17 protein-coding genes and 2 pseudogenes are annotated in these 21,922 nt (G+C 65.3%); 8 read left to right on the forward strand and 11 right to left on the reverse strand.

Going from position 1 to position 21,922, the window contains the following annotated elements; all coding sequences use genetic code 11:
• Positions 1-42: 42 nt before the first annotated feature.
• From truB to P5W99_RS09020, 9 genes and pseudogenes are all read right to left on the reverse strand, one after another.
• Positions 43-1,011, reverse strand: coding sequence for a tRNA pseudouridine(55) synthase TruB (gene truB / locus P5W99_RS08980; RefSeq protein WP_434660293.1), 969 nt, complete (start codon positions 1,009-1,011; stop codon positions 43-45).
• An 11-nt stretch (positions 1,012-1,022) separates the two neighbouring features.
• Positions 1,023-1,388, reverse strand: a complete 366-nt coding sequence (rbfA, locus tag P5W99_RS08985; protein ID WP_035525933.1) for a 30S ribosome-binding factor RbfA — start codon at positions 1,386-1,388, stop codon at positions 1,023-1,025.
• A 72-nt stretch (positions 1,389-1,460) separates the two neighbouring features.
• The gene (gene infB / locus P5W99_RS08990) at positions 1,461-4,418 is read right to left on the reverse strand and encodes a translation initiation factor IF-2 (RefSeq protein ID WP_421024198.1); all 2,958 of its coding nucleotides are present in this window, start codon (positions 4,416-4,418) and stop codon (positions 1,461-1,463) included.
• 153 nt (positions 4,419-4,571) lie between these two features.
• Entirely contained in the window at positions 4,572-6,047 is a 1,476-nt protein-coding gene (gene nusA, locus P5W99_RS08995; RefSeq protein ID WP_421024199.1) for a transcription termination factor NusA, read from the reverse strand.
• Entirely contained in the window at positions 6,044-6,502 is a 459-nt protein-coding gene (gene rimP, locus P5W99_RS09000; RefSeq protein WP_035525925.1) for a ribosome maturation factor RimP, read from the reverse strand. Before rimP ends, nusA begins: the two co-directional genes overlap by 4 nt.
• 394 nt (positions 6,503-6,896) lie before the next feature.
• Positions 6,897-8,747 (reverse strand): 23S rRNA pseudouridine(2605) synthase RluB, encoded by a 1,851-nt coding sequence (gene rluB / locus P5W99_RS09005; RefSeq protein WP_434660296.1) that lies wholly within the window; start codon positions 8,745-8,747, stop codon positions 6,897-6,899.
• A gap of 382 nt (positions 8,748-9,129) precedes the next feature.
• A pseudogene (gene scpB / locus P5W99_RS09010) lies at positions 9,130-9,700 on the reverse strand (SMC-Scp complex subunit ScpB); the annotation flags it as partial.
• A gap of 361 nt (positions 9,701-10,061) precedes the next feature.
• Positions 10,062-11,228: a pyridoxal phosphate-dependent aminotransferase gene (locus P5W99_RS09015; RefSeq protein WP_434662500.1), complete on the reverse strand. Its 1,167-nt coding sequence runs from the start codon at positions 11,226-11,228 to the stop codon at positions 10,062-10,064.
• 219 nt (positions 11,229-11,447) lie between these two features.
• Positions 11,448-12,356 (reverse strand): LysR family transcriptional regulator, encoded by a 909-nt coding sequence (locus P5W99_RS09020; RefSeq protein ID WP_421043588.1) that lies wholly within the window; start codon positions 12,354-12,356, stop codon positions 11,448-11,450.
• A gap of 446 nt (positions 12,357-12,802) precedes the next feature.
• On the opposite strand from P5W99_RS09020, the pseudogene P5W99_RS09025 reads away from it, so the two are divergent.
• A pseudogene (locus P5W99_RS09025) lies at positions 12,803-13,198 on the forward strand (transposase); the annotation flags it as partial.
• A gap of 344 nt (positions 13,199-13,542) precedes the next feature.
• Positions 13,543-13,860, forward strand: coding sequence for a hypothetical protein (locus tag P5W99_RS09030; RefSeq protein WP_421043587.1), 318 nt, complete (start codon positions 13,543-13,545; stop codon positions 13,858-13,860).
• A 177-nt stretch (positions 13,861-14,037) separates the two neighbouring features.
• Here the strand turns inward: P5W99_RS09030 and P5W99_RS09035 are convergent, their stop codons facing one another.
• Positions 14,038-14,358, reverse strand: a complete 321-nt coding sequence (locus tag P5W99_RS09035; protein ID WP_421024203.1) for a hypothetical protein — start codon at positions 14,356-14,358, stop codon at positions 14,038-14,040.
• A gap of 256 nt (positions 14,359-14,614) precedes the next feature.
• Between P5W99_RS09035 and P5W99_RS09040 the strand changes: the two genes are divergently transcribed.
• From P5W99_RS09040 to P5W99_RS09055, 4 genes are all read left to right on the forward strand, one after another.
• On the forward strand, positions 14,615-15,313 hold the full coding sequence (locus P5W99_RS09040) for a YdcF family protein (RefSeq protein WP_434660299.1): 699 nt from the start codon (positions 14,615-14,617) through the stop codon (positions 15,311-15,313).
• A gap of 179 nt (positions 15,314-15,492) precedes the next feature.
• Positions 15,493-15,735 (forward strand): hypothetical protein, encoded by a 243-nt coding sequence (locus P5W99_RS09045; RefSeq protein WP_421024205.1) that lies wholly within the window; start codon positions 15,493-15,495, stop codon positions 15,733-15,735.
• A 298-nt stretch (positions 15,736-16,033) separates the two neighbouring features.
• Positions 16,034-16,294: a hypothetical protein gene (locus P5W99_RS09050; RefSeq protein WP_035525906.1), complete on the forward strand. Its 261-nt coding sequence runs from the start codon at positions 16,034-16,036 to the stop codon at positions 16,292-16,294.
• A gap of 248 nt (positions 16,295-16,542) precedes the next feature.
• The gene (locus P5W99_RS09055; protein WP_421024206.1) at positions 16,543-17,829 is read left to right on the forward strand and encodes an EAL domain-containing protein; all 1,287 of its coding nucleotides are present in this window, start codon (positions 16,543-16,545) and stop codon (positions 17,827-17,829) included.
• 36 nt (positions 17,830-17,865) lie between these two features.
• Here P5W99_RS09055 and arfB read toward each other — a convergent pair whose 3' ends face one another.
• Complete coding sequence (gene arfB, locus P5W99_RS09060; protein WP_421024207.1) at positions 17,866-18,270, reverse strand: alternative ribosome rescue aminoacyl-tRNA hydrolase ArfB; 405 nt, start codon at positions 18,268-18,270, stop codon at positions 17,866-17,868.
• A 282-nt stretch (positions 18,271-18,552) separates the two neighbouring features.
• Between arfB and P5W99_RS09065 the strand changes: the two genes are divergently transcribed.
• Both P5W99_RS09065 and P5W99_RS09070 read left to right on the forward strand, forming a co-directional pair.
• The gene (locus tag P5W99_RS09065) at positions 18,553-19,206 is read left to right on the forward strand and encodes a VC0807 family protein (RefSeq protein ID WP_421024208.1); all 654 of its coding nucleotides are present in this window, start codon (positions 18,553-18,555) and stop codon (positions 19,204-19,206) included.
• A gap of 130 nt (positions 19,207-19,336) precedes the next feature.
• Entirely contained in the window at positions 19,337-21,850 is a 2,514-nt protein-coding gene (locus tag P5W99_RS09070) for an FUSC family membrane protein (protein ID WP_434660302.1), read from the forward strand.
• Positions 21,851-21,922: the final 72 nt, after the last annotated feature.

The raw sequence follows: 21,922 nt of genomic DNA on the forward strand, positions 1-21,922 counted from the left end.
TTTCCGCAGCGCCACTTTGCATCGAGCGCAGCGCGACTCGACTCAAGCGGCCCCGCTGACCACCAGCCGCTCCGGCGCGAGCACGCCATTAGCCGCCTTCGCCACGCCTAGCAAGCCCCCTGCTTCCCCATACACGCGCACGCGCTCGGCCGCTTCGCACGCCGCGCGGTCGAGCACGAGTTCGTTGAGCGGCAAGCGCTGGCCATGCGCGAAGCGGCGCGACGCCTCGGCGCTCAGCGTCACGGCCGGAAACGTGGAAAGCAGCGCGTCCACGGGTTGCAGCCACGCGTCGCGCCCGGGTTCATCGGCGGCCGTGAGCGCATCCAGCGTCACCGCATGTTCGAGCGTGAGTGCACCCACGCCAGTACGCCGCAGCATCACGAGATGCGCGCCGCAGCCGAGCGCCTCGCCGATGTCCTCGGCAAGCGTGCGCACATATGTGCCCTTGCTGCACGTCACGCGAAACGTGACCTTGGGAACCGCCGGCAGCGCGCACGCGATCATCTCCAGCGAGTGGATCGTCACGTGGCGCCCTTCGCGCTCGACCGTCTGGCCGGCACGCGCGTACTCGTAGAGCGGCTTGCCGTCACGCTTGAGCGCCGAGTACATCGGCGGCACCTGCACGATGTCGCCGGCGAACTTCGCCATCGCTTCGCGCACGGCGGCCTCGTCGCAACGCACCTCGCGCGTCTCGACGGCCTCGCCTTCGGCATCGCCCGTCGCCGTGCGCACGCCGAGGCGCATGGTGGCCTCGTAGGTCTTGTCGGCGTCGAGCAGGTCCTGCGAAAACTTGGTCGCTTCGCCAAAACACAACGGCAGCAAGCCCGAAGCGAGCGGATCGAGCGTGCCGGTATGGCCCGCCTTCTTCACGCGAAACAGACGCTTGGCGCGGATCAGCGCGTCGTTGCTGGACAGGCCGATCGGCTTGTCCAGCAGAAGCACGCCATCGAGCAGTCGGCGCGGCACCTTGGGACGAGGCTCGCCTTGAGAATTCCTGGATGATGCAGTCATGCGTGGCAGCGTCAGTCGTCCTTCGCGCGCGTTGCGTTCGCCTCGTCGATGAGACGCGACATCTCGACACCCTTTTCGATCGACTGGTCGTAATGGAAATGCAGCGTCGGCACCGTGTGGATATGCAGTCGCTTGAACAGTTGGTTATGCAGATGGCCCGCAGCGTGATTGAGCGCTTCCTGGGTGGTCTTCGGATCGCCCGTGAGCGTCGTGAAGTAGACCTTCGCGTGAGCATAGTCAGGCGTGAGCTCCACGCTCTGGATCGTCACGAGCCCCACGCGCGGATCCTTCACTTCGCGCATCAGCTCGGAGAGGTCGCGCTGGATCTGGTCGGCAATCTGCACGTTGCGATTCGGGGAGGTACGTTTTTTCGGCATGATGATTCCAAAAACAAAACGGGCGGGGCTGGCCAGCGCCTGCCCCGCCCGTTATCGGCTAGCGCCGCTGGATTACAGCGTACGCGCGACTTCGGTGATCTCGAACACTTCGAACTGGTCGCCTTCGACGATGTCGTTGAAGTTCTTGATCGACATACCGCACTCGAAGCCTTGCTTGACTTCCTTGACGTCGTCCTTGAAGCGCTTGAGCGAGTCGAGTTCGCCGGTGTGGATGACCACGTTGTTGCGCAGCACGCGCACCGACGACGAACGCTTGACGATACCGTCCGTGACCATACAGCCCGCCACCGCGCCGACCTTCGGCACCTTGAAGACCTGACGCACTTCGACCATGCCGGTGATGACTTCGCGCTTCTCCGGCGCCAGCATGCCCGACATGGCTGCCTTCACCTCATCCACAGCGTCATAGATGATGTTGTAGTAGCGGATGTCCACGCCGTTGGTCTCGGCCAGCTTGCGCGCCAGTGCGTCAGCACGCGTATTGAAGCCGATGATGACCGCCTTCGAAGCCGTCGCGAGGTTGACGTCGCTTTCGCTGATACCACCCACGGCGGCGTGCACGATCTGCACCCGCACTTCGCTCGTCGAGAGCTTGAGGAGCGCGTGAACCAGCGCTTCCTGCGAGCCCTGCACGTCGGCCTTGACGATGAGCGGCAGGTTCTGCACTTCGCCTTCGCCCATCTGCTCGAGCATGTTCTCGAGCTTCGCGGCCTGCTGCTTCGCGAGCTTGACGTCGCGGAACTTGCCTTGACGGAACAGCGCGATTTCGCGCGCCTTGCGCTCGTCGGGCAGCACGATGACTTCTTCGCCGGCGCCCGGAACTTCCGAGAGACCCTGGATTTCGACCGGAATCGACGGACCCGCTTCCTTCGTGGGCTTGCCGGTTTCGTCGAGCATGGCGCGCACGCGGCCGTAAGCCGTGCCTGCGAGCACCACGTCGCCGCGATTGAGCGTACCCGACTGCACGAGCACGGTCGCCACCGGGCCCTTGCCCTTGTCGAGCTTCGCTTCGATCACGAGACCCTTGGCGGGCGCCACGACCGGCGCCGTGAGTTCCAGCACTTCGGCTTGCAGCAGCACGTTTTCGAGCAGCTCGTCGATGCCCGTGCCGGTCTTGGCCGACACCGGCACGAACGGCGAGTCGCCGCCGTACTCTTCCGGCACGACGCCTTCGGCCACGAGTTCCTGCTTCACGCGCTCGGGGTTCGCATCGGGCTTGTCGATCTTGTTGATCGCCACCACGAGCGGCACACCCGCAGCCTTCGCGTGCGAAATCGCTTCCTTCGTTTGCGGCATCACGCCGTCGTCGGCTGCGACCACCAGAATGACGATGTCGGTTGCCTTCGCACCGCGTGCACGCATGGCCGTGAAGGCCTCGTGACCCGGCGTGTCGAGGAACGTGATCACGCCGCGCGGCGTTTCCACGTGGTAAGCGCCGATGTGCTGCGTAATGCCGCCCGCTTCGCCCGCTGCAACCTTGGCGCGGCGGATGTAGTCGAGCAGCGAGGTCTTGCCATGGTCGACGTGACCCATGACGGTGACGACCGGCGGACGCGGCAGTTGCTCGACGTCGGTGGCCTCCTGGCCTTCGACCAGCAGCGCTTCCGGATCGTCGAGCTTCGCGGCGACCGCACGGTGGCCGAGTTCCTCGACGATGATCATCGCCGTTTCCTGGTCGAGCATCTGGTTGATGGTGACCATCTGGCCCATCTTCATCATCACCTTGATGACTTCCGATGCCTTCACGGACATCTTGTGCGCGAGGTCGGCAACCGTGATGGTTTCCGGCACGTGCACTTCACGCACGATCGGCTCGGTCGGCGCCTGGAACGTCGACGCGTTGTCCTGGTGACGGCCACGGCCCTTCGGGCCGCCGCGCCAGCCGCGGTCCACGCCGCCCGACGAATCGCCGCGCGTCTTGATCCCGCGACGCTTGGCGGCGTCGTCCTGCCAGCCGCCCTTGCCTGCGCCCGGCTTCTTGTTGCGGTCGCCCGCGCCGGCGCCCGGCGCGTTCGCCGAGGGCGCCGCCGCAGCGGCGGGCTTCTTCGCGCCAGCCGATGCACCCGCGGCCGGGCGTGCCTGGCCTTCCGGACGCGCCGGCTTGTGTAGCGTACCCTTGGCCTCGGCGGGCTTGGGCGGCTCGGCGGGCTTGGGCGGCTCGACCGCCTTCACCTGCGCCTTGCGCGGCGTGTTCATCATTTCGCGGATCGCGCGCGCTTCGGCTTCTGCAGCCGCGCGGCGGCGCGCGATCTCGTCCTGTTCCTTCTGCGCCTTTTCGGCGGCCTCGCGTGCGGCGGCCTCGGCCTTCTGGGCCGCTTCGCGCTGCGCTGCGCGCTCGGCTGCGGCGCGCTGCTCGTCTTGCTGATCTTGTTGCTGCTTCACTTCCTTGGTCGCTTCGCTTTCTGCGGTGCGTTGCGCAGCCACGGCCTGCGCGGCCAGCTCGCGCGCGACGGCATCGGCGGCCGCCTTCTTCGACGCGGCTTCTTCCTCTGCGCGGCGGCGCTCCGCCTCGGCAGCCTCTTCGCGTGCGCGGCGCTCGGCCTCTTCGCGTGCGAGAAGCTCCTGGCGCTCCTTGAGCTCCTGAGCCTGACGCTCGAGCAGCTCGGCCTCGCGGCGTGCTTCCTCTTCGCGGCGCTGCAGCTCCGCCTCTTCGGCGGCAGCGGCTGCGTCGGCGGCATGATTCGATGCCTCCACCTCACCGGCGGATTCGTCGCGGCGGACGAAAGTGCGCTTCTTGCGCACCTCGACCTGAATGGTGCGAGCCTTACCCGTCGCATCGGACTGCTTGATTTCCGACGTATGCCGTTTCGTCAGCGTGATCTTGCGCTTGTCCGCGTCGGTCGAGCCGTGCGACTTGCGCAAGTGGTCGAGCAGACGCGCCTTGTCGGTCTCCGACAAGACATCGCTCTCGTTCGCTTTCTGCACGCCCGCCGCCTGCAGCTGCTCCAGCAGCACGCCTGCAGGCATTTTCAGTTCCGCGGCAAATTGGGCTACGTTGTTACTCGCCATTCATTCCTCTTAATGCAAGGACCGATTCCTTGCGGTTGACATCGTTTCATGCGGCCTTGGGTGCCAAGCCTTGCAAGGCCCCGCCGCGATCAGTTCAGTGGGTCATGGTCGCTTCCTGCTCGTCGCGCCCGGGTTCCATGCCTGTTGCCAGGCTTACTGGAACCAGTGCTCACGTGCCTTCATGATCAACGCCTTGGCGGCGTCCTCTTCCATTCCCGTCATTTCGACCAGCTCGTCCACGGCCAGCTCAGCGAGCTCGTCGCGGGTGTGAACCTCATGCTGCGCGAGCTTCGCGAGCAGGTCCGGGTCCATGCCGTCAAGACTCTTCAAGTCCAGCGCGGCGCTTTCCACCTTCTCCTCGTTCGCGATGGCCTGCGTAAGCAGCGCATCGCGCGCGCGGTTGCGCAACTCGTGCACGGTGTCCTCGTCGAACGCCTCGATTTCCAGCATTTCGTTGAGCGGCACATAGGCGATCTCTTCGAGGCTCGTGAAACCCTCGTCGATCAGGATGTCGGCGACTTCCTCGTCCACATCGAGACGCGCCATGAACAGGTCGCGCAGCACCGTGCGCTCCTGATTCTGCTTCTGCGCGGATTCGTCCGGCGTCATGATGTTGATTTGCCAGCCGGTCAGCTCGCTGGCAAGACGCACGTTCTGGCCGCTGCGGCCGATCGCGACCGCGAGTTCGCTCTCGTCGACCACGACGTCCATCGAGTGTTTTTCCTCGTCGACGACGATCGACTGCACGGCTGCCGGCGCGAGCGCGCCGATTACGAACTGGGCGGGATCCTCCGACCATAGCACGATGTCGACGTTTTCGCCACCGAGCTCGTTGCGCACGGCCTGCACGCGCGAACCGCGAATGCCGACGCAGGTGCCGATCGGATCGATGCGCTTGTCATAGGCCACCACGCCGATCTTGGCGCGCACGCCAGGGTCGCGCGCCGCGGCCTTGATCTCGAGAAGGCCCTGCTCGATTTCCGGCACTTCCATCTCGAACAGCTTCATCAGGAACTCGGGTGCGGTGCGCGAGAGTTCGATCTGCGGGCCGCGCGCGGTACGGTCGATCTTGCCGATCCAGGCGCGCACGCGGTCGCCCACGCGCAGGTTTTCCTTCGGAATCAGTTGGTCGCGGCGCAGCAGCGCTTCGACACGGCCCGACTCGACGATGAAATTGCCCTTGTCCATGCGCTTGACCGTGCCGGTCATGATGCTTTCGCCGCGCTCGAGGAAGTCGTTCAGGATCTGTTCGCGCTCGGCGTCACGCACCTTCTGCAGGATGACCTGCTTGGCCGCCTGCGCGCCGATGCGGCCGAACTCGACCGAAGGCACGGACTGCTCGATGAACTCGTCGATCTGCGCTTCGGGGTTCTGCTCGCGGGCTTCGAACAGCAGGATTTCCTGGTCCGGCTCCTGCAGGCCCGCCTCGTCCGGCACGACACGCCAGCGGCGATACGTTTCGTGCTCGCCGCTTTCGCGGTCGATATGCACGCGGATATCCGCATCCTCGTCGAAGAGTTTCTTGGAGGCCGACGCAAGCGCCGCTTCAAGGGCGGCGAACACCACGTCCTTGTCGACATTCTTCTCGCGTGCCAGCGCATCCACCAGCATCAACACTTCGCGACTCATTGTTTGCGGCTCCTAAAGTCAACTTTGGGGATAAGGCGTGCCTTGTCGATGTCCGCGAGCGTGAAATCGAGCATCGCGGGACCCGCCTTCCCTTCGAATTCCAGACCAACGGTCTCGCCTTCCGGGGCATGCACGATGCCGCGGTACGTTTTCCGTCCGTCCAATGGCTTTTTCAACGTGATAACCGCTTCGCAGCCCGCGAAGCGTTCGAAGTCCGCCAGTTTCTTCAGCGGACGGTCGAGGCCGGGCGACGAGACTTCGAGGCGCTCGTAGTCGATGTTCTCGACCGTCAGAACGTGCTGCAGCTGACGCGTGACCTTCTCGCAGTCCTCGATCGCGATACCCGCGGGCTGATCGATGTAGATGGTCAGCATGCCGCGCCCGGTGCGCTCGAGGTCGACCAGCTCGTAGCCGAGCCCGGTGACCGTGGTTTCAATCAGTTCCGTCAGTTGCACTATGCCTGCTCCAGATGTTCGCGCAGCGAGCCGGCAACTTCCAGTGATTCGGGATTCGCGGGCCGCGCGCCAGATGAGCGCGCGCTCTTGCACCTACTTGCACACTGCCCCACGATGACGACCGCCCAAGGCCGGATCCTGCGCCGACGATGCTTTTAGAGCATCCGGATAACTTTTAAAGCATCCAATTCGGGCGGACCAAAAAAAAATGGGCGAAACGCCCATCTTCTCACTTAGCCAGGTGGTCGCACCTGGGGCGCAAATAAAAGCCGCACGCCCAGCGACTCCGAGATTGTAGCCCTTTTATGGCTTTAACGCAAACTTGGACACACCCGTGGAGCCCCCCGCGACCTGTACATGACGCGAGGGTCTCACTCCCGTTCCGACGCCCGCGTCAATGCCCGCGCGTGCGGTTGCGCGGCGCACCGCGCTGGCCGCCCGTGCGATTGCCGCTGGCCGCGCGGTTGCCGTTCGTATTGGCGTTGCCGCCGGGCCCACGGCGATTGCCGCCGCTGCCGCCATTGCTGTTCGCATTGGCGCCCGCGCGCTTGCCCGCCGCGCTGGGTGCACGGTTACCGTCGACGTCGCGCGTGCCGGGGCGGCCATTGCCGCGATTCCCGCCGCGATTTCCTCCTGCTCCGCCAAAACCGCCGCCGAAGTTGCCCAGCGCACTGCCGAATCCCCCCTGCGCCGCGCCGCGCCGGCCCTGGCCTTGCCCCTGACGCGACTGGCGCGGTTGGCCCATCGCGCCGTGCGAACTCAACACCGGCTCGCGGTTGATGAAGCCCATCGAGGTTTGCATCGGATCAGGCTGACGACGCTCCGGCTCCTTGCCGCGGCCGCCCTTCTCCTCGGTCGGCGCCTTCAGGCCGACCGCCGCCATCAGGCTGCGCACCTGGTTGTCCTCGAGCTCTTCCCAGCGGCCGCGCTTGAGGCCCTTGGGCAGCGCGATCGGGCCGTGACGCGTGCGGATCAGGCGGCTCACCATCAGACCGACCGCCTCGAACATGCGGCGCACCTCGCGGTTACGGCCTTCGGCCAGCGCGACGTGATACCAGTGATTCGTGCCCTCCCCGCCACCGTCTCGGATGCGCAGGAAGTTTGCCGGGCCGTCGTCGAGTTCGATGCCCTTGAGCAGCTTCTGACGATTGCCTTCGGTGAGTTCGCCCACCACACGCACCGCGTACTCGCGCTCCACGCTGTAGCGCGGGTGCATGAAACGGTTTGCGAGATCGCCCGAGGTCGTGAGCATCAACAGACCTTCGGTGTTGAAGTCGAGACGGCCCACGGCCAGCCACTTCGCCGTTTTCATCGACGGCAGGCGATCGAACACCGACGGACGGCCTTCCGGATCGGCGTGGCTCACGATTTCGCCGGTGGGCTTGTGATAGAGCAGCACGCGCGGCGGCTTGTTCGGCAGCTTGCGCTTGATCGGCTTGCCGTTGATGCGGACCTGGTCGGTGGGCAGAATGCGCTGGCCGATGTGCGCGGGCTCGCCGTTCACCGATACGCGCCCGGCAATAATCAACTCTTCCATGTCACGGCGCGAGCCCATGCCCGCGTCCGCCAGCACCTTGTGCAGCTTCGGCGCGTCGTCGTCCGGGCTCAGCACGCGCTTAGGCTGGACGCGGCCACGGCGCAGCATCGGCGCACGCACGCCGCTGCCCGCGCCGTTATCGGCGTCGAAGGCCGGCGAAGTCACATAGAGGAACAGGTCGTCCTGCGCGTCCCCGGTCGCAGCGGCAGGCGTCTCCGCGCGGCCCTTGCCGCCCTTGCCCTGCTTGCCGCCCTTGCCTTCGGCTGCACCGCGCGCGCCCTGCTTGCCGGCTTGCGCGGGCTTTGCCTGCTCGGCGGCAGCGGCGTCGCGGCGGCCTTCACGTTGCCCTTCACGACCGCCCTCGCGGCCACCCTTCTTCGCGCCCGCATCCTTGCGTGGCTTGCGCGCCTGTGCAGCGACGGCGCCGTCTTGCGGCGCATCCGTCACGACCGGCGCAGCAACGTCCGACGCGGACTCGGCCGACACTGCCGCGCCTTCGCCGACCTTGGCCTTCGCGCCCGCGCGGCGGCGCGCGATCAAGCTGCGCGGACCGCGGCGCAAACCTCGGCGGGGACGGTCCTCGCCCCCGGCTTCGCCTGCCGGAGCAACCTCGCCGTGGTCGGCGCGCGTGTCGTCGTCGCGCGCAGAAGACGCGCGACGCGCGGATTCGGGCGCGTCGGTCGAATCGATGTCGTGGATATCAGTCAAAACAACCTCGAAATGTCAGGTTGCGCGCCCGCACGCAATCACTTGCGGAGGGCGCGTCAAAAATGTTTATTGCGTCAGACGCTGCGTCGAGCGGCTTCGTCGTCCGTCGTCGAGACGGGATCGTCCTGTGCCGCGTCGCTGCGGCCCTGGTGTGCTTCTTCAGGCGCGCTGGCCATGTGCCGGGCGGACTCCGTTTCCTGCGCGTCCGCGCGGGATTCGCCGTGTCCGACTTGCTCGCCGGAACAGTCCGCATGCACGGCATCCTGCGCGCCCGCATCAGCCATGCCCAGCGCAGGCGCGAGCGCTTTCTGTCCGGCATCCGCATCGACCATCGCCGGCGCTTCAGCGCTTTCCGGCACGCCCGCAGCAACCAGTTGCGCGGCTTCGCTGTCCGGGAATTCGATCGCGTGCTGAGCCAGCAATTGCTCGCCCAACTGGCTCGATGGGTCGTCGAGCGGCGGCAGTTCCTCCAGCGACTTCAGCCCGAGGTCGTCCAGAAACTGACGCGTCGTGGCGTAAAGCGCGGGGCGGCCCGGCACGTCCCGGTGGCCGATCACCTCGATCCAGTTGCGGTCCTCGAGCTGCTTGACGACCTGCGTGTTGACCGTCACCCCGCGAATTTCTTCGATATCGCCGCGCGTGACCGGTTGCCGGTACGCGATGATCGCGAGCGTTTCGAGCACGGCGCGCGAATAGCGCGGCGGCTTCTCGGGATGCAGGCGGTCGAGATAGGTGCGCATGGCCGGCTTGCTCTGAAAGCGCCAGCCGGATGCGAGGCCCACCAGTTCCACGCCGCGCCCGGACCATTCGCTGCGCAGGTCTTCGAGCAGGTTACGGACAGTGTCAGCCGAGATGTCGTCGGCAAACAGTTTGCGCAGATCGCCGATTTTCAGCGGCTCCTGCGTGCAGATCAATGCAGTCTCGAGGACGATTTTCGCCTCTTGGGTATTCATGCAGCCAGGTCAGACCCTAAGTAAGGTAAATCAGGTTCATGGAACCGGATCAGACAGACGAAAGACGATATGGAACTGGAGACGCGCTCGCCCGATTCTGATCGGTCATATTGATGGGAGCACGCACCGGGGGGCCGTTATACAACATATGCACAGTCAAAGTGCCAGACCCAGCCGGACGGAGCAGCGAAATTCCCGCAGGGAATCGCGTGACTGAACGCCATCTTACGCAAAAACGCCGGGGGCGTAAAGACGGCTTCAGAGTTGCTTTCGTCTGCTTGAATCCGCCCTGAATCCGCTTCGGCAACCGGCAATGCGCCTTGCATGGCGCGCGCCTCGCCCCATCGTTGCGGCGCGCCGTTCAGCGCGCCTGGCGGCTAGCAAGAAATTGCGACAAGCGCTCTACGCCAGTATCGAGCCGGGCCGGATCGCACGCGTAGCACCAGCGCACAAAGCCCTCGCCTTGCGGGCCGAATGCACTGCCGGGCGCGAGCCCGAGCCCTGCCTCGCGCACCAGCGCCTTGCACAATTCAAGGCTCTTTTGCGCACCCTCTAGCCTGAAAAACAGGTACATCGCGCCATGCGGGACTTTCACGTCGACGCCCGGCAACCCGGCTAGCGCCGCCGCGAGGTGGTCGCGCGACACGCGCAGATCGGCGACGAGCGAACGCGTAAACGCCTCGCCCTGCTCGAGCGCGATCACGCCCGCCTGCTGCACGAACGACGGCGCGCACGACGTGTTGTACTCGACCAGCTTGCCGAGGTCGTCCATGAGCTCGCGCGGCGCAACCATCCAACCCAGCCGCCAGCCCGTCATGAGCCAGGCTTTCGAGAATGAATTGACGCAAATCAATCGCTCGTCGCGCGACGCCAGATCGAGGAACGACGGCGCCGTGCGTTCGCCGGCCTCGCCGTAATAGAGCCGTTCATAGACTTCATCGGCGACGATCCAGATGCCGTGACGGCGGCAATGCGCAAGAACGGCGTGCTGCTCGTCGCGCGACATCACCCAGCCGGTCGGATTGTTGGGCGAGTTGATCATGAGCATCTTCGTGCCGGGCGTGAGCGCCTTCAGGAGCCCCTCGAGATCGAGCCTCCAGCCCCGCTCGCCATAGCCGAGCGCGACCGTCTCGACGCTCGCGCCGAGAATCTTCGGAATCTCGACGAGGTTGGGCCAAAGCGGCGTCACCGCAACCACACGGTCGCCCGCACCCACCACGAGTTGCGCGGCGAGCATCAACGCATTCACGCCGGCGCTCGTCACCGCGACGTTTTCCATCGGTGTCGCGCCGTGCAGCTCGCTCACGTAGCGCGCGAGCGCTTCGCGCAGCGGGGCGATGCCGAGATTGTGCGTGTAGAACGTTTCTCCGCGCGCGAGCGCACCCGCGGCGGCGTCGCGGATGAAGGCCGGCGTTACACGATCCGATTCGCCGAACCAGAACGGCATGACATCGGCGACACCGAAGCCCGCGTTCGCCACCTCCCGGATCTGCGACGAGCGCAGCGCCCTGACCGCTTCTCGCGCCATGGCTTGAGCGCCGACGCCGGTTTCGGCAATCGGCGCGGCGGTGGCATCGGGCAAGGAAATGGCAGACGAAGACAGATCGAGATCGCGCATCGAAGCTTCCAGGGAGGCAGGGGATCGGTGGATCGGGGAATTCGCGTTTGCTTGCGCTCGCCAGTGTAGCGCGCACAACCGCTTGGCGAAGACGATGCTGCCCGGCCCGCACAGCGCTGCTCCGACCCATCAGGCGCCGCGCATCTCCTCGGGGCCCGCGTCCCGCTCGCGAATCAGCGCCCACACGGCCTCGGCAGCGGGCGAGAGCGAGCGGTCGCGCCGGCGCACAAGCTCGACGGTGCGTTCGGCGCGCGGCACGAGCGAGCGCGCGACCAGCGACGAGCCCGCCGGCACCGGCAGCGCGAACTTCGGCAGCACGCTCACGCCTACCCCGGCCTCCACGAGACCGAATGCCGTCGAAGGATGCCCCAGCTCCTGCACCACGCGCGCGCTCACGCCTTGCTCCCTGAGCACCGCGTCGATCAGCGGGCGGCTGCCCGAAGCGTGGTCCAGCAGCACGAGCGCTTCGCCGTTGAGCGAGCGCCACGCCACCTGCTTCTCGCGCGCGAGCGCATGGTCGACGCGCACCACCACGCAGAACGAGTCGGTAGTCAGCAGCTCGGTTTCGAGATCCTCCGCCGCAAACGGCCCGATGACCACCCCGAAATCCACTTCACCCGAGCGTACCTTGCGCAGCACGTCGCTCTGCACATCGTCGCGCAGGCCGAGCGTCACATAGGGGAACTGCTCCCCGCACGCAGCGACGACTTCGGGCATCAGCCGGCACGCGACCGTCGGGCTCGCCGCTACGACGACACGGCCACGCCGCTGCTCGCCGATCTCACGAATCTCGCGCAGCGCGTCGTCCAGATCGCCGATCAGACGCGGAATGCTCGCGATCAGATTGGCGCCGACGTCGGTGAGCTGAACCTCGCGCGTGGTGCGATCGACGAGCTTCACGCCCATCTCCGCTTCGAGTTCGCGCACGCAGCGGCTGACCGCGGACTGCGTGAGCCCGATTTCATCGCCCGCCCTGCTGAAGCTCTGCAAGCGCGCCACCTCGATGAACACGCGCAATTGCCGCAAAGTTACATTCATCCCATTACCTCATGAATTTTTCCATTTCATGCAATTTTATGGGGGAAGGTCAACACGTTATAGCGGCAATGTCCAGTCCCGAACGCTCACAGTCTTCCGCAACTATTTCGCCGCAATGCAACAATCCGGCGCAAACGCACGCCGGACGGGCCTGTCTGCACAAGATTGGTGATTGTCCCGATTTCCCGATGATGCGTTTTCGAGTCTCATACGGCCCTGGCAAGCACCCGCACGGGCTTGATACCACGCGGCTTCGAGACAAAAACGTGTGCGCTGGCACGCTTCTCGCTTTAAGGCACGTACAGGTTCGCAGGACGGTCCGCGGCTTTTCGAGATTGGTCCGTCCAACCGATTCCGCCTGGTACTCCGCCAGCCGGCCGGAAGTACATGAAGAGTGCGCAGCGCGGGGCAGCGCACCGGAGATAGCTTCGCTGAGGTGATACATGATGCTGTTCGACGATTTGAGAGACAACGAGTGGGCGCTGGTCGAGGTGTTGTTCTGTGCGGAACCCGCACGGAGCGAGCGGCGCGGACGGCCTCGCGTCGAAGCGCGTGCTGTGGTCAATGCAGTGCTTTGGGTGCTTTCGACGGGTGAAGGCTGGTCCAAGCTGCCGGGCCGCTACCCCTCGCCGCCCACCTGCCGGCGCCGCTTCGACGAATGGCAGGCCGACGGCACGCTTGCCGAAATCGTGAAGCGTCTGAGCACGAGCGGCCGCGAAATCTCGCTGCGCGGACGCATTGGCGCGACGGCCACGAAACCGCCTGCACCGCCGAGCCGCGACCGCCTGCGCGGCGCATTCTGGACCAATCCGGAGTCGTGGCGCGCGCCGGTCAAGATGGCCTGAGCCTCTGCCCCACAAGTACGAAACCTGCACTTTTTCAGCACTTTCTCCCGCCGGGCGCCACGCCGCCCGGCATCCTGACCTCCGCGGCACACGCCGCGGCCCCTTTCGTGACATCCCACGCCGGCGAGTGCTGCGCCCCCCCCCCATTCGCCTTTCGCGTGTTGCTCCCACCGTAGTACGCACTCATCCCTGATTCGCCATTGCACCTCTTTGTCGTGCAACGCTGGGATCGATGTGTGCGAAACATCTATTTACGAATATTTACAGCGTGCTTTCGCAGGGAACATTAGCTTAGAGGCATGTCTACAAACGTCAACTACCCGTATTGACGGGAGGTTTCCATGAAATCCATGACTCTCCTGAACCAGGGCTTCATGGTTTCGTTCTGCGCCTTGGCACTCCTTGCGCTTCTGTCACTTTCGCCCTCGCTCGCGTCCTTGCTGGCACCTGACGCTACAGCCAAGCCACCGCACGCTGGCGCGCCGCACGTGTCCGTGGCGCGCGCCGGGACGCATTCGTGGGGACTTGCCGAGAAGCCTCGCGCCAATGGCGCGGCACAAGCCGTTCCGCGCGGCAATCTGCGTGGCGACATCGCCGATAACGCGCGCCGCAGCGCAGCACCTCGCCCGGATCGGACGGACACATCGCGCAACCCTTAGTCGCGCGCCGCATAAAGGCGCAAGATCATGCGGCCGTGCGCCCTCGCGTCGTCGTGAAGATGAAGGGAACCACCACGCCCGAAGCCGGTCTACTCATTGCCATTAAGCACAGCGTGGCAGCAGTAATTCCGGTAAGCCCGTATCTTTCGATACGGGCTTTTTTTTGCGGGGCGGCTATCAGTCGGTCTGGTCTGCTTCGTCGGAAGACTGCACGACCGCATCGGCCACATAATCGGCCATGCGCTGCTCGATCCAGTTCAGGGAGCGTTCGTCACGGGAGAGGCGCGCGAATTCGGCGCGGCCGCGCTCGGTCAGTACAGCAATATCGACCGGCGCATGAAAGCCAGGAGCGGGGGCAACGGTGCGCTGCCTGACGGTGTCCATGAACCCCAGGTTGCGCAGGTATTGAAAGACTTCCGGGCGTCGCGCCCACGGGACCTGCCGATACTGCACCCGCCGCAACGCTTCGAGTACTGCTTCGTTGGAATACGTGGTCATCTCACTTCTTTCTTAAAATGCAGTCCTGCGGCCATCCCGCCTGCTGCGGCGCAATGCCGGCGAGGGCTGCAACGGCTGCACGATGCGCGGCCAGGCGCCCTGCCGTTTCCGAGCGCCGTGGCAAGGACTGCAGGTTATTCGGGGCCCCGAAAAAGTGTGGCGCCGCTGCGCTCGACACGAATCATCCCGAAAACAATACGGTACCTCATTCAAATTGATTCTATTCGGAATATTTGCGCTATTTTTTGCGCTGTTCATGTTGTGGCGTGGCGCCCGTCGGCCCATCGCGGTCATTGCCGTCATCCTTTTCTGGCTGCTCGGATCGGGGTGGCTGGCCAAACCGCTCGTCGATCTTGCCCAGCCCCCGAACTATCGCACTCCCTATGATCCGGCAACGACGCCCGCTTCCGCGTTCGGTCCACGCACGACGATCGTGATGCTAGGCGGCGGCACGAACGTGCGCGCCGACGGCACACTCGTGCCCAAACACGACGTCTACGCGCGCATTGCGATGGCTGCGGCGCTGCAAGCACGCTGCCTCGCGGCCGGTGGCGTGTGCAAGGTGATCGTGAGCGGCGGCAACCCGCAGCATCACGCTGCCAGCGAAGCCGATACCTACGCCCCGTTGCTATTGCGAGCAGGTGTCGCGAAAAGCGACCTCGTGCTGGAGAACCGCAGCCTCACGACCTGGGAGAACGCGCGCAACGTTGCGCCGATCGTGCACGCCCAGCGCGCGGATACGCTCTTCGTCGTAACCTCGGCTTACCACATGTCGCGCGCGATGCTGGACTTCCATCGCTTTGAAATGCGTCCCGTGCCGGCGGTATCCGACGTGCGCCACGTGCGCACCGGCATGTGGCCGCGCCGAGCCAATTTGCGCGACGCAGAAACGGCGTTGCACGAATTGATCGGCATTGCGCAGTTCCATGTGTACAGGATGCTCGGCTGGTTCTAGATCACGCCTGATGGCTAACACGCGACAAGAGCCACCGGGATATGTAAAGATATGTAACAGGCACGCGCACGCCTTATGCGATGTCATCTGGAACGAGTATTCAATCGTTAGAATGGCATGCCAATCCTGCTTGAGCAGGCACAGGCTGGGTCCATAAACCGCTCCTTCGGAGGTTAGTGATGAAAAAAGTGTCCCTCGCAGTCCTGATTTCGCTTTCCGCCCTCACGGGCGCTGCCTATGCGCAAACGGAAAATGGCGTCACCATGAGCACTGATCCGGCCAAGGCCGCCGACGTCGAGCAGCGTGCGCAAGATCTGCAGGCGAAGCAGCAAGCCGCCGCCGAGGCACCGGCCCCGATGCCCGCAAAACATCACAAAAAAGGGAGCAGCCACCACAAGGCTCCGGCCAAGGCTGCACAGTAAAGGTCGCACATCAGCCCTCGTGGCCGTGCAGGGCGCGCACAGCGCGTATGCCCCCGCCGCCGCTTTCACGGCCTGCCTCGGGGAGCCTGCTCAACATTGCGGCGCCGTAATGCATAGCGACAACTGCACTGCGCCATGCCGAACGAGCCGATGCCAGTCCCCTGGCATCGGCTTTTTTCTTGTCCGTGCCTGACACCGAGGCGCCCATGCACCCGCAAGTCGCTTCGCGCGGTATGCTAAAGTCGCGCACCCCGGATTCCCCCACCTGTTTGTGCGCGACTCGCGCGGAGAAACATTCATGAGTAACATCCAGCTCGACATCGAATGGACTGAAGCGGCATCCCGCAAGATCGAAAAACTGATGCCGCGCAGCAAAGATGGCGACGCCTTCCTTGCGCTGCCCCCCATCGAATGCCTGCCGATGGAAGGCGACGTTCTGTTCCTGGGCCCGCAGGGCAAGCAACAGCCGTTCATCGTCGCCGAACGCCAGTACCACCACGAGGGCGACGCCGACTGGACCATCATCCTGATCCTCGATGTGCCCGGCACGGCTCACTAATTGCTCATCAAAGTGTGCTCATTGAGCGAGGACCGCGCGGCGCCCTAGCCGCGCAGCGAGCCCGCCCTCGAGCCGCGGCCGCCCTTCCCGCAGTTCCATGACACGGCTCGGCAGCCTGGCAAGCATAATTTGCCGATACTCCGTACACTGGCGGTAAAGCGTGCCGCCCAGACACCGCTCTGCCTGGAATTGCGCTTCATCGTCGGTCAGTGAATTCAATCATGCGCCGCGAGGCGCGCTCCAGCGCCATGTCGAACCCGCAGGCATCGCTCGCCACGCTGCTCAGGCACCTGGAACCCCATGACGGGCGCTTTCGGGCGCGCTGGCGCTCGACGCTGCTCGAAAGCGCATTCCAGCCGGTGCTCTCGATTACGCATCAACGCGTGGTCGGCTACGAGGCGTTGTTACGCGTCGTCGGCGCCGAGCCCGGCGGCACCGGACCCGCCGCGCTATTCGCGCGCGCGACGCCCGGAGCCGCGCACGAACTCGACGAACTCGCACGTTGCCTTCATCTCGCCAACTTCACCGCGCAGGGCATCGCAACGGGCTGGCTCTTTCTGAACTCGCTGCCGCGCCCTACGCCCGGCGACTGGCCGACGCAAGCCGCCATCGACGGGCTATGCCGCCACTTCGCGTTCCCGCACGAGCGCGTGGTGATCGAAGTGCTCGAGCAGCGCGCCGGCGACGAACCGGCATCGTTTCTGGAAGCCCGTCCGCCGCCGGGCGGACGCGATTTTCTTGTCGCGCTCGACGACTTCGGCTCGGGGTTTTCGAACTTCGATCGCGTCTGGCGCTACCGTCCCGACATCGTCAAACTCGACCGTTCGCTCGTGCAGCGCGCAGCCAACGGCGAGAGCCATATTTCGTTCATCGCCAGTCTCGTTTCGATCCTTCATCATGCGGGCGCGATGGTGCTCGCCGAAGGTGTCGAAACCGAAAACGAATTGATGGTGTTGATGGAAGCGGATGTCGATCTCGTGCAGGGCTTCTGGTTCGGCCAGCCGCATGCCGTGGTGAGCGAAGCCAGCGCCGCCGCGCCCGCGCTCGCGCAAACGATGTGGTGGCGCTTCGCCGACTATCGGCGCCACAGCCGGCTGCACGAACAGGTCGATCTTGGCGAAGTCACGCGTGTCATGCTGCGCGGGGCGCGCGTGCTGACTGCGGGCGGCGCACTCGAAGCCGCCGCGACGGCAATTTTCGAGCACGCCGATGCGCTGCGCGTCTTCGCTGCAAACGATCGGGGCGAGCAGCATGCGCCCTCGATCGCCGCGCCGGGCGTCGGGCCGCCCGCCAGGCTCGCCCCGCTCTATCCCGACACCAACAGCAACTGGTCGCGCCGCGAATACTTCCGGCGCGCACTCGCCGCGCCCGGACGCGTGACCGTGATGGGCCCGCACTACTCGCTTCATGACGGCGCACTGTGCTACACCGCCGCCATTGCACTCGACTACGCGGGCGCAACACACGTGTTGTGCGCCGATTTTCCGCCGGCACTGACCCTGCGCGAGCCGCCGCCGGATCCTGCGCAGGCTTGAGCGCACGGCGCGGTCATATCGGCCACTTCGGTTGCTTCATTCGAGCACGCGCCGCCGCCCCGCTTTCACTTCTCCCTTGCGCGTCTTGCTATCGAGACGGCGCAGCTTCGACGCACGCGTGGGCCGGGTAGCCACGCGCGCCTTTCTCGACACGCTCACGCTATCAATTAGCGCCTCGAGACGCGCGAGCGCAGCGGCGCGATTCTGCTCCTGCGTGCGGTGTTCCTGGGACTTGATGACGACCACACCCTCGTGCGAGATGCGCCGGTCGGTGAGCGCGAGCAAGCGCATCTTGAGCACTTCGGGCAGCGACGATGCGCGAATATCGAAGCGCAGATGAATCGCACTCGACACCTTGTTGACGTTCTGCCCGCCCGCGCCCTGAGCGCGAACGGCGGAAAGCTCGACTTCGTGCAACGGAACAGGCGAACGGGCAATCATGATGGACGGAAAATGCAGGAGCACGGCGGCCGGCCTGGGCCGGGTTGGACCACGACTCGCAGTGTCGCATAAGGCGGCGCGCGGCGAGGCACGACGACGTGCGACGCTCGACATGCAGCAAGGCCACAGCCGAGCACAGCCAAGCCGTCTTATGGGCGCGAACCCGCACAAGCTCGGGCACGCGATATGACGGGACGCGTATCATGGGCCATCGCAAGGCCGTTTGCCGATAGCCGGCCCTCGGCTCATACTTTTTTCACCCTTTTCTGGAGCGCACCTCGCATGAAGCTGCGTCCAGCATTCATTGCCGAACTGGCGGTCAACCTGCTGCTGCCGTGGGTCGCGTACCGGCTCACCCAACCGCACTGGGGCGAATTCGGCGGACTCGTTGCCTCGGCCATTCCCCCGCTTGCCTGGAGCATCGTCGAACTCGTGCGCTTTCGGCGCATCGACGCGCTCTCGGCGGTCATCCTGCTCGGCATCGTGCTCTCGCTTGTTGCCATGGCGTTCGGCGGCAGCACGCGCATGCTGCTGATGCGCGAAAGCTTCGCCTCGGGCGCGATCGGCGCCGCATTCCTGTTCTCGCTGCTGGCAAAGCGCCCACTGGTGTTCTATCTGGCGCGCGCCACGGTCGCGCGCGAAACGCGCGAGGGCGCCGCGCGGCTCGAACTGTTGTGGAACGAGAACCGCAGCTTTGCTGGCGCGATGCGCCTGCTCACGGTCGTCTGGGGCGCAGGGCTCACGGCCGACGCCGCCCTGCGCACTTGGCTCGCTGCTACGTGGCCGATCGAGCGCGTCCTGATCGTCACGCCGATGATCGGCTATGGCATATTCGGCGCGCTGCTCGCGTGGACCTTCTGGTATCGCACGCGCATGCTCCGCATCCGCGGCACGCGCGGGCTGCTCGGCGACGCCTCCACGCTGAGCGCGGACTGACTGACACTCGGGCAGAGCGCTCGGGCGGCCCGCGCGAAATACAGAGACGGGCAGATCGCGCCCGAAATCATTTAAACTCAGCGCCACAGCCCGCGGCACACCGTCCGCACCCGAACCCCTCCGGCAGTCGATGCGCTACTCCGTAGAAATCAGGAAATTCCTTTACAGCCAGTACTTCTACGGCGGCCTGCGCATCGCGGTCGGCATCTCGCTTCCGGCCATCCTGTGCCTGTTCGTGTTCGACAAGAGCGATCTGGGGTTCACGATCTCGACCGGCGCGCTCGGCGCCTGCGTGGTCGACATGCCGGGGCCGCTCAAATACAAGCGCAACGAGATGCTCGCGTGCAGCGCGATCGGCTTTCTCGCCGCGTATGCAACCGGACTCGCCACCTTCAGCCCGATCGCGCTGTGGGCCACTGTCGTGCCGCTCACCTTCGTGCTCTCGCTGATCGTCGTCTACGGCAACCGTTGGCCGCAGATCAGCTTCGCCACGTTGTTCATGATGGTGATGACGCTCGAAGAGCATTTCACGCCGCATCAGGCGCTCGTCAACGCGTCGTGGATTCTGCTGGGCGGTCTCTGGTACACGGGCTGGTCGACCCTCGTAAGCCGTCTGATGCTCGATCGCATCGAGCAGCAGGCGATCGCCGAAAGCGTATTCGCATGCGCCGATTATCTGCTCGCGCGCGCGCAGTTCTTCGACCTCGACAACGATCTCGACGAGTGCTACCGCAACCTCGTCGCCAAGCAGATCGCAGCGGTCGAACGCCAGGACGCCGCGCGCGACATCGTCCTGCGCAACCTGCCCAAGCTCAAGAGCGGCAAGATCGACGCGCGCCGCGCGATGCATTTCAACCTGTTCATCAATACGGTCGACCTGCACGAGCTGTTCGTGGGCGCGCATACCGACTACCCGCTCGTGCGCAATACCTTCGGCGGCTCCGACCTGCTGGCGTTCTACCGCGATCTGATCCGCAAGGCCGCTGCCGATCTCGAGGACATCGGCCTCGCCACGCTGCAAAACGAGGCGCCGCGCGCCACCATCAACGTGAAGGCCGAGTTGCGCGCGATCGAATATGAGCTCGAGCTGCTCAAGAAGCGCGATCTGCCCACGACGGAACCCGAGGCCTACGCTGCGATCTCGGCCTCGTTCCGGCGCATCTGGAGCGCGACGCGCCTGATCGACCGGATGCGCCGCGACCTCGCAAACGACACGCCACCGACCGAGACGGAAGTGCGCATCGACGCGGCGCTCGAGCGCTTCGTGACGAGCCGGCGCGTGCCCTTCCTGCAGATCTTCTCGAATCTCACGATGGCCTCGCCAAGCTTTCGCCACGCGCTGCGCGTGACGATCGCCGTGGCCGTGGGCTACTGGCTCGGCCGCCTGTTGCCGCTCACGAACGCCTACTGGATCGTGATGACGAGCATCATCATTCTCAAGCCCGGCTATTCGCTCACGCGCCAGCGCAACGCACAGCGTATCGTCGGCACGCTGATCGGCTGCGTGGCCAGCATCGCGCTGATCCTGCTCGTGAAAGAGCCGCTCGTGCTGCTGGTCTCGATGTTCGCGGCGATGGTGATGAGCTACAGCCTGCTGCTCTTCAATTACACGGCGAGCGTGGTGTTCACCTCGGCCTATGTGCTGCTGATGTTCCATCTGCTGGCGCCGGGCAACATGCGCATCATCGGCGAGCGTGCGATCGACACCGTGGTGGGCTGCATGATCGCCATCGGCGCGAGCCATCTGTTCCCCTACTGGGAATACCGGCTGATGGGCAAGCTCGTGAACGACATGATCGCGGCGACGCGCAACTATCTGGAAGCGAGCTGGTGGTGGAGCGGACGCACGCGCGGCACGCAGCCGGCGTTTGCGGGCGCGGCGCCCGCTGCAGGAGCGGCTGCGCGCGTGCCGGCCTTCGCGGCGGTGTCGAGCGGTGCGCCGGTAGCGGACATGCCGGTGGCGGCCCCAGCAGGTCAGGACACGCCTCAAGACGTGGAGCCGGCCGAAGTCGCGCTCGAAGCGGCAACGCCGTCACCGCCCGCCCCCGACCAGCACGCCACAGCGACAGCCAGCGCAAAAGCCTCCGCTCAGGCAAGCGAGCCGGCAGGCACTGCACCGCCCTCGACGCCGGCCGGCGCCGCCGTCCCTGCGCTCGCGCGCGACTTCCGCTACCGGCTCGCGCGCAAGAACGTGCACGTCGCGTTCGCCAATCTCGGCCAGGCCTTCCAGCGCATGATGCTCGAGCCGAAGTCGGCGCAGAAGTTCGTCCCCGAACTCAACGACCTGCTCGTGCGCGGCCACGTGCTGGCCTCGCAGATCACGGCCACGGCGCCACTGTTGCGCGACACGGCGAAGGCCGGGCCGGGCACCCCGCTCGATGCGCTCGAACACGCGCTCAACTGCGTGCACGAGAACCTGGTGGCCGCCGAAGCTGGCAAGCCGATCCCCGACGATCAAACCGAAATCACGAAGCGCATGACGCGCGAACTCGACACGATGGTGGTGGCCACGGAACGCTCGCTCGGCCCCGCGAGCGAATTCGCCCAGGACGTGAAGCTGCTTGCGCACCACTGCAAGCAGATGCTCGCGGCGTCCTGGATTCTTCGCAAGGACGCAAGCGTGATCCGGCTTCCCGAAGAATAAAAAAACGGCAGCGACATGGGTTGTCGCTGCCGCATCGGGTACCACCGGCGCTCATCGTCACATCAGCACGCC

Origin of the sequence: Paraburkholderia sp. A3BS-1L (assembly GCF_051125215.1) — a bacterium.
Taxonomy (GTDB): Bacteria; Pseudomonadota; Gammaproteobacteria; order Burkholderiales; family Burkholderiaceae; genus Paraburkholderia.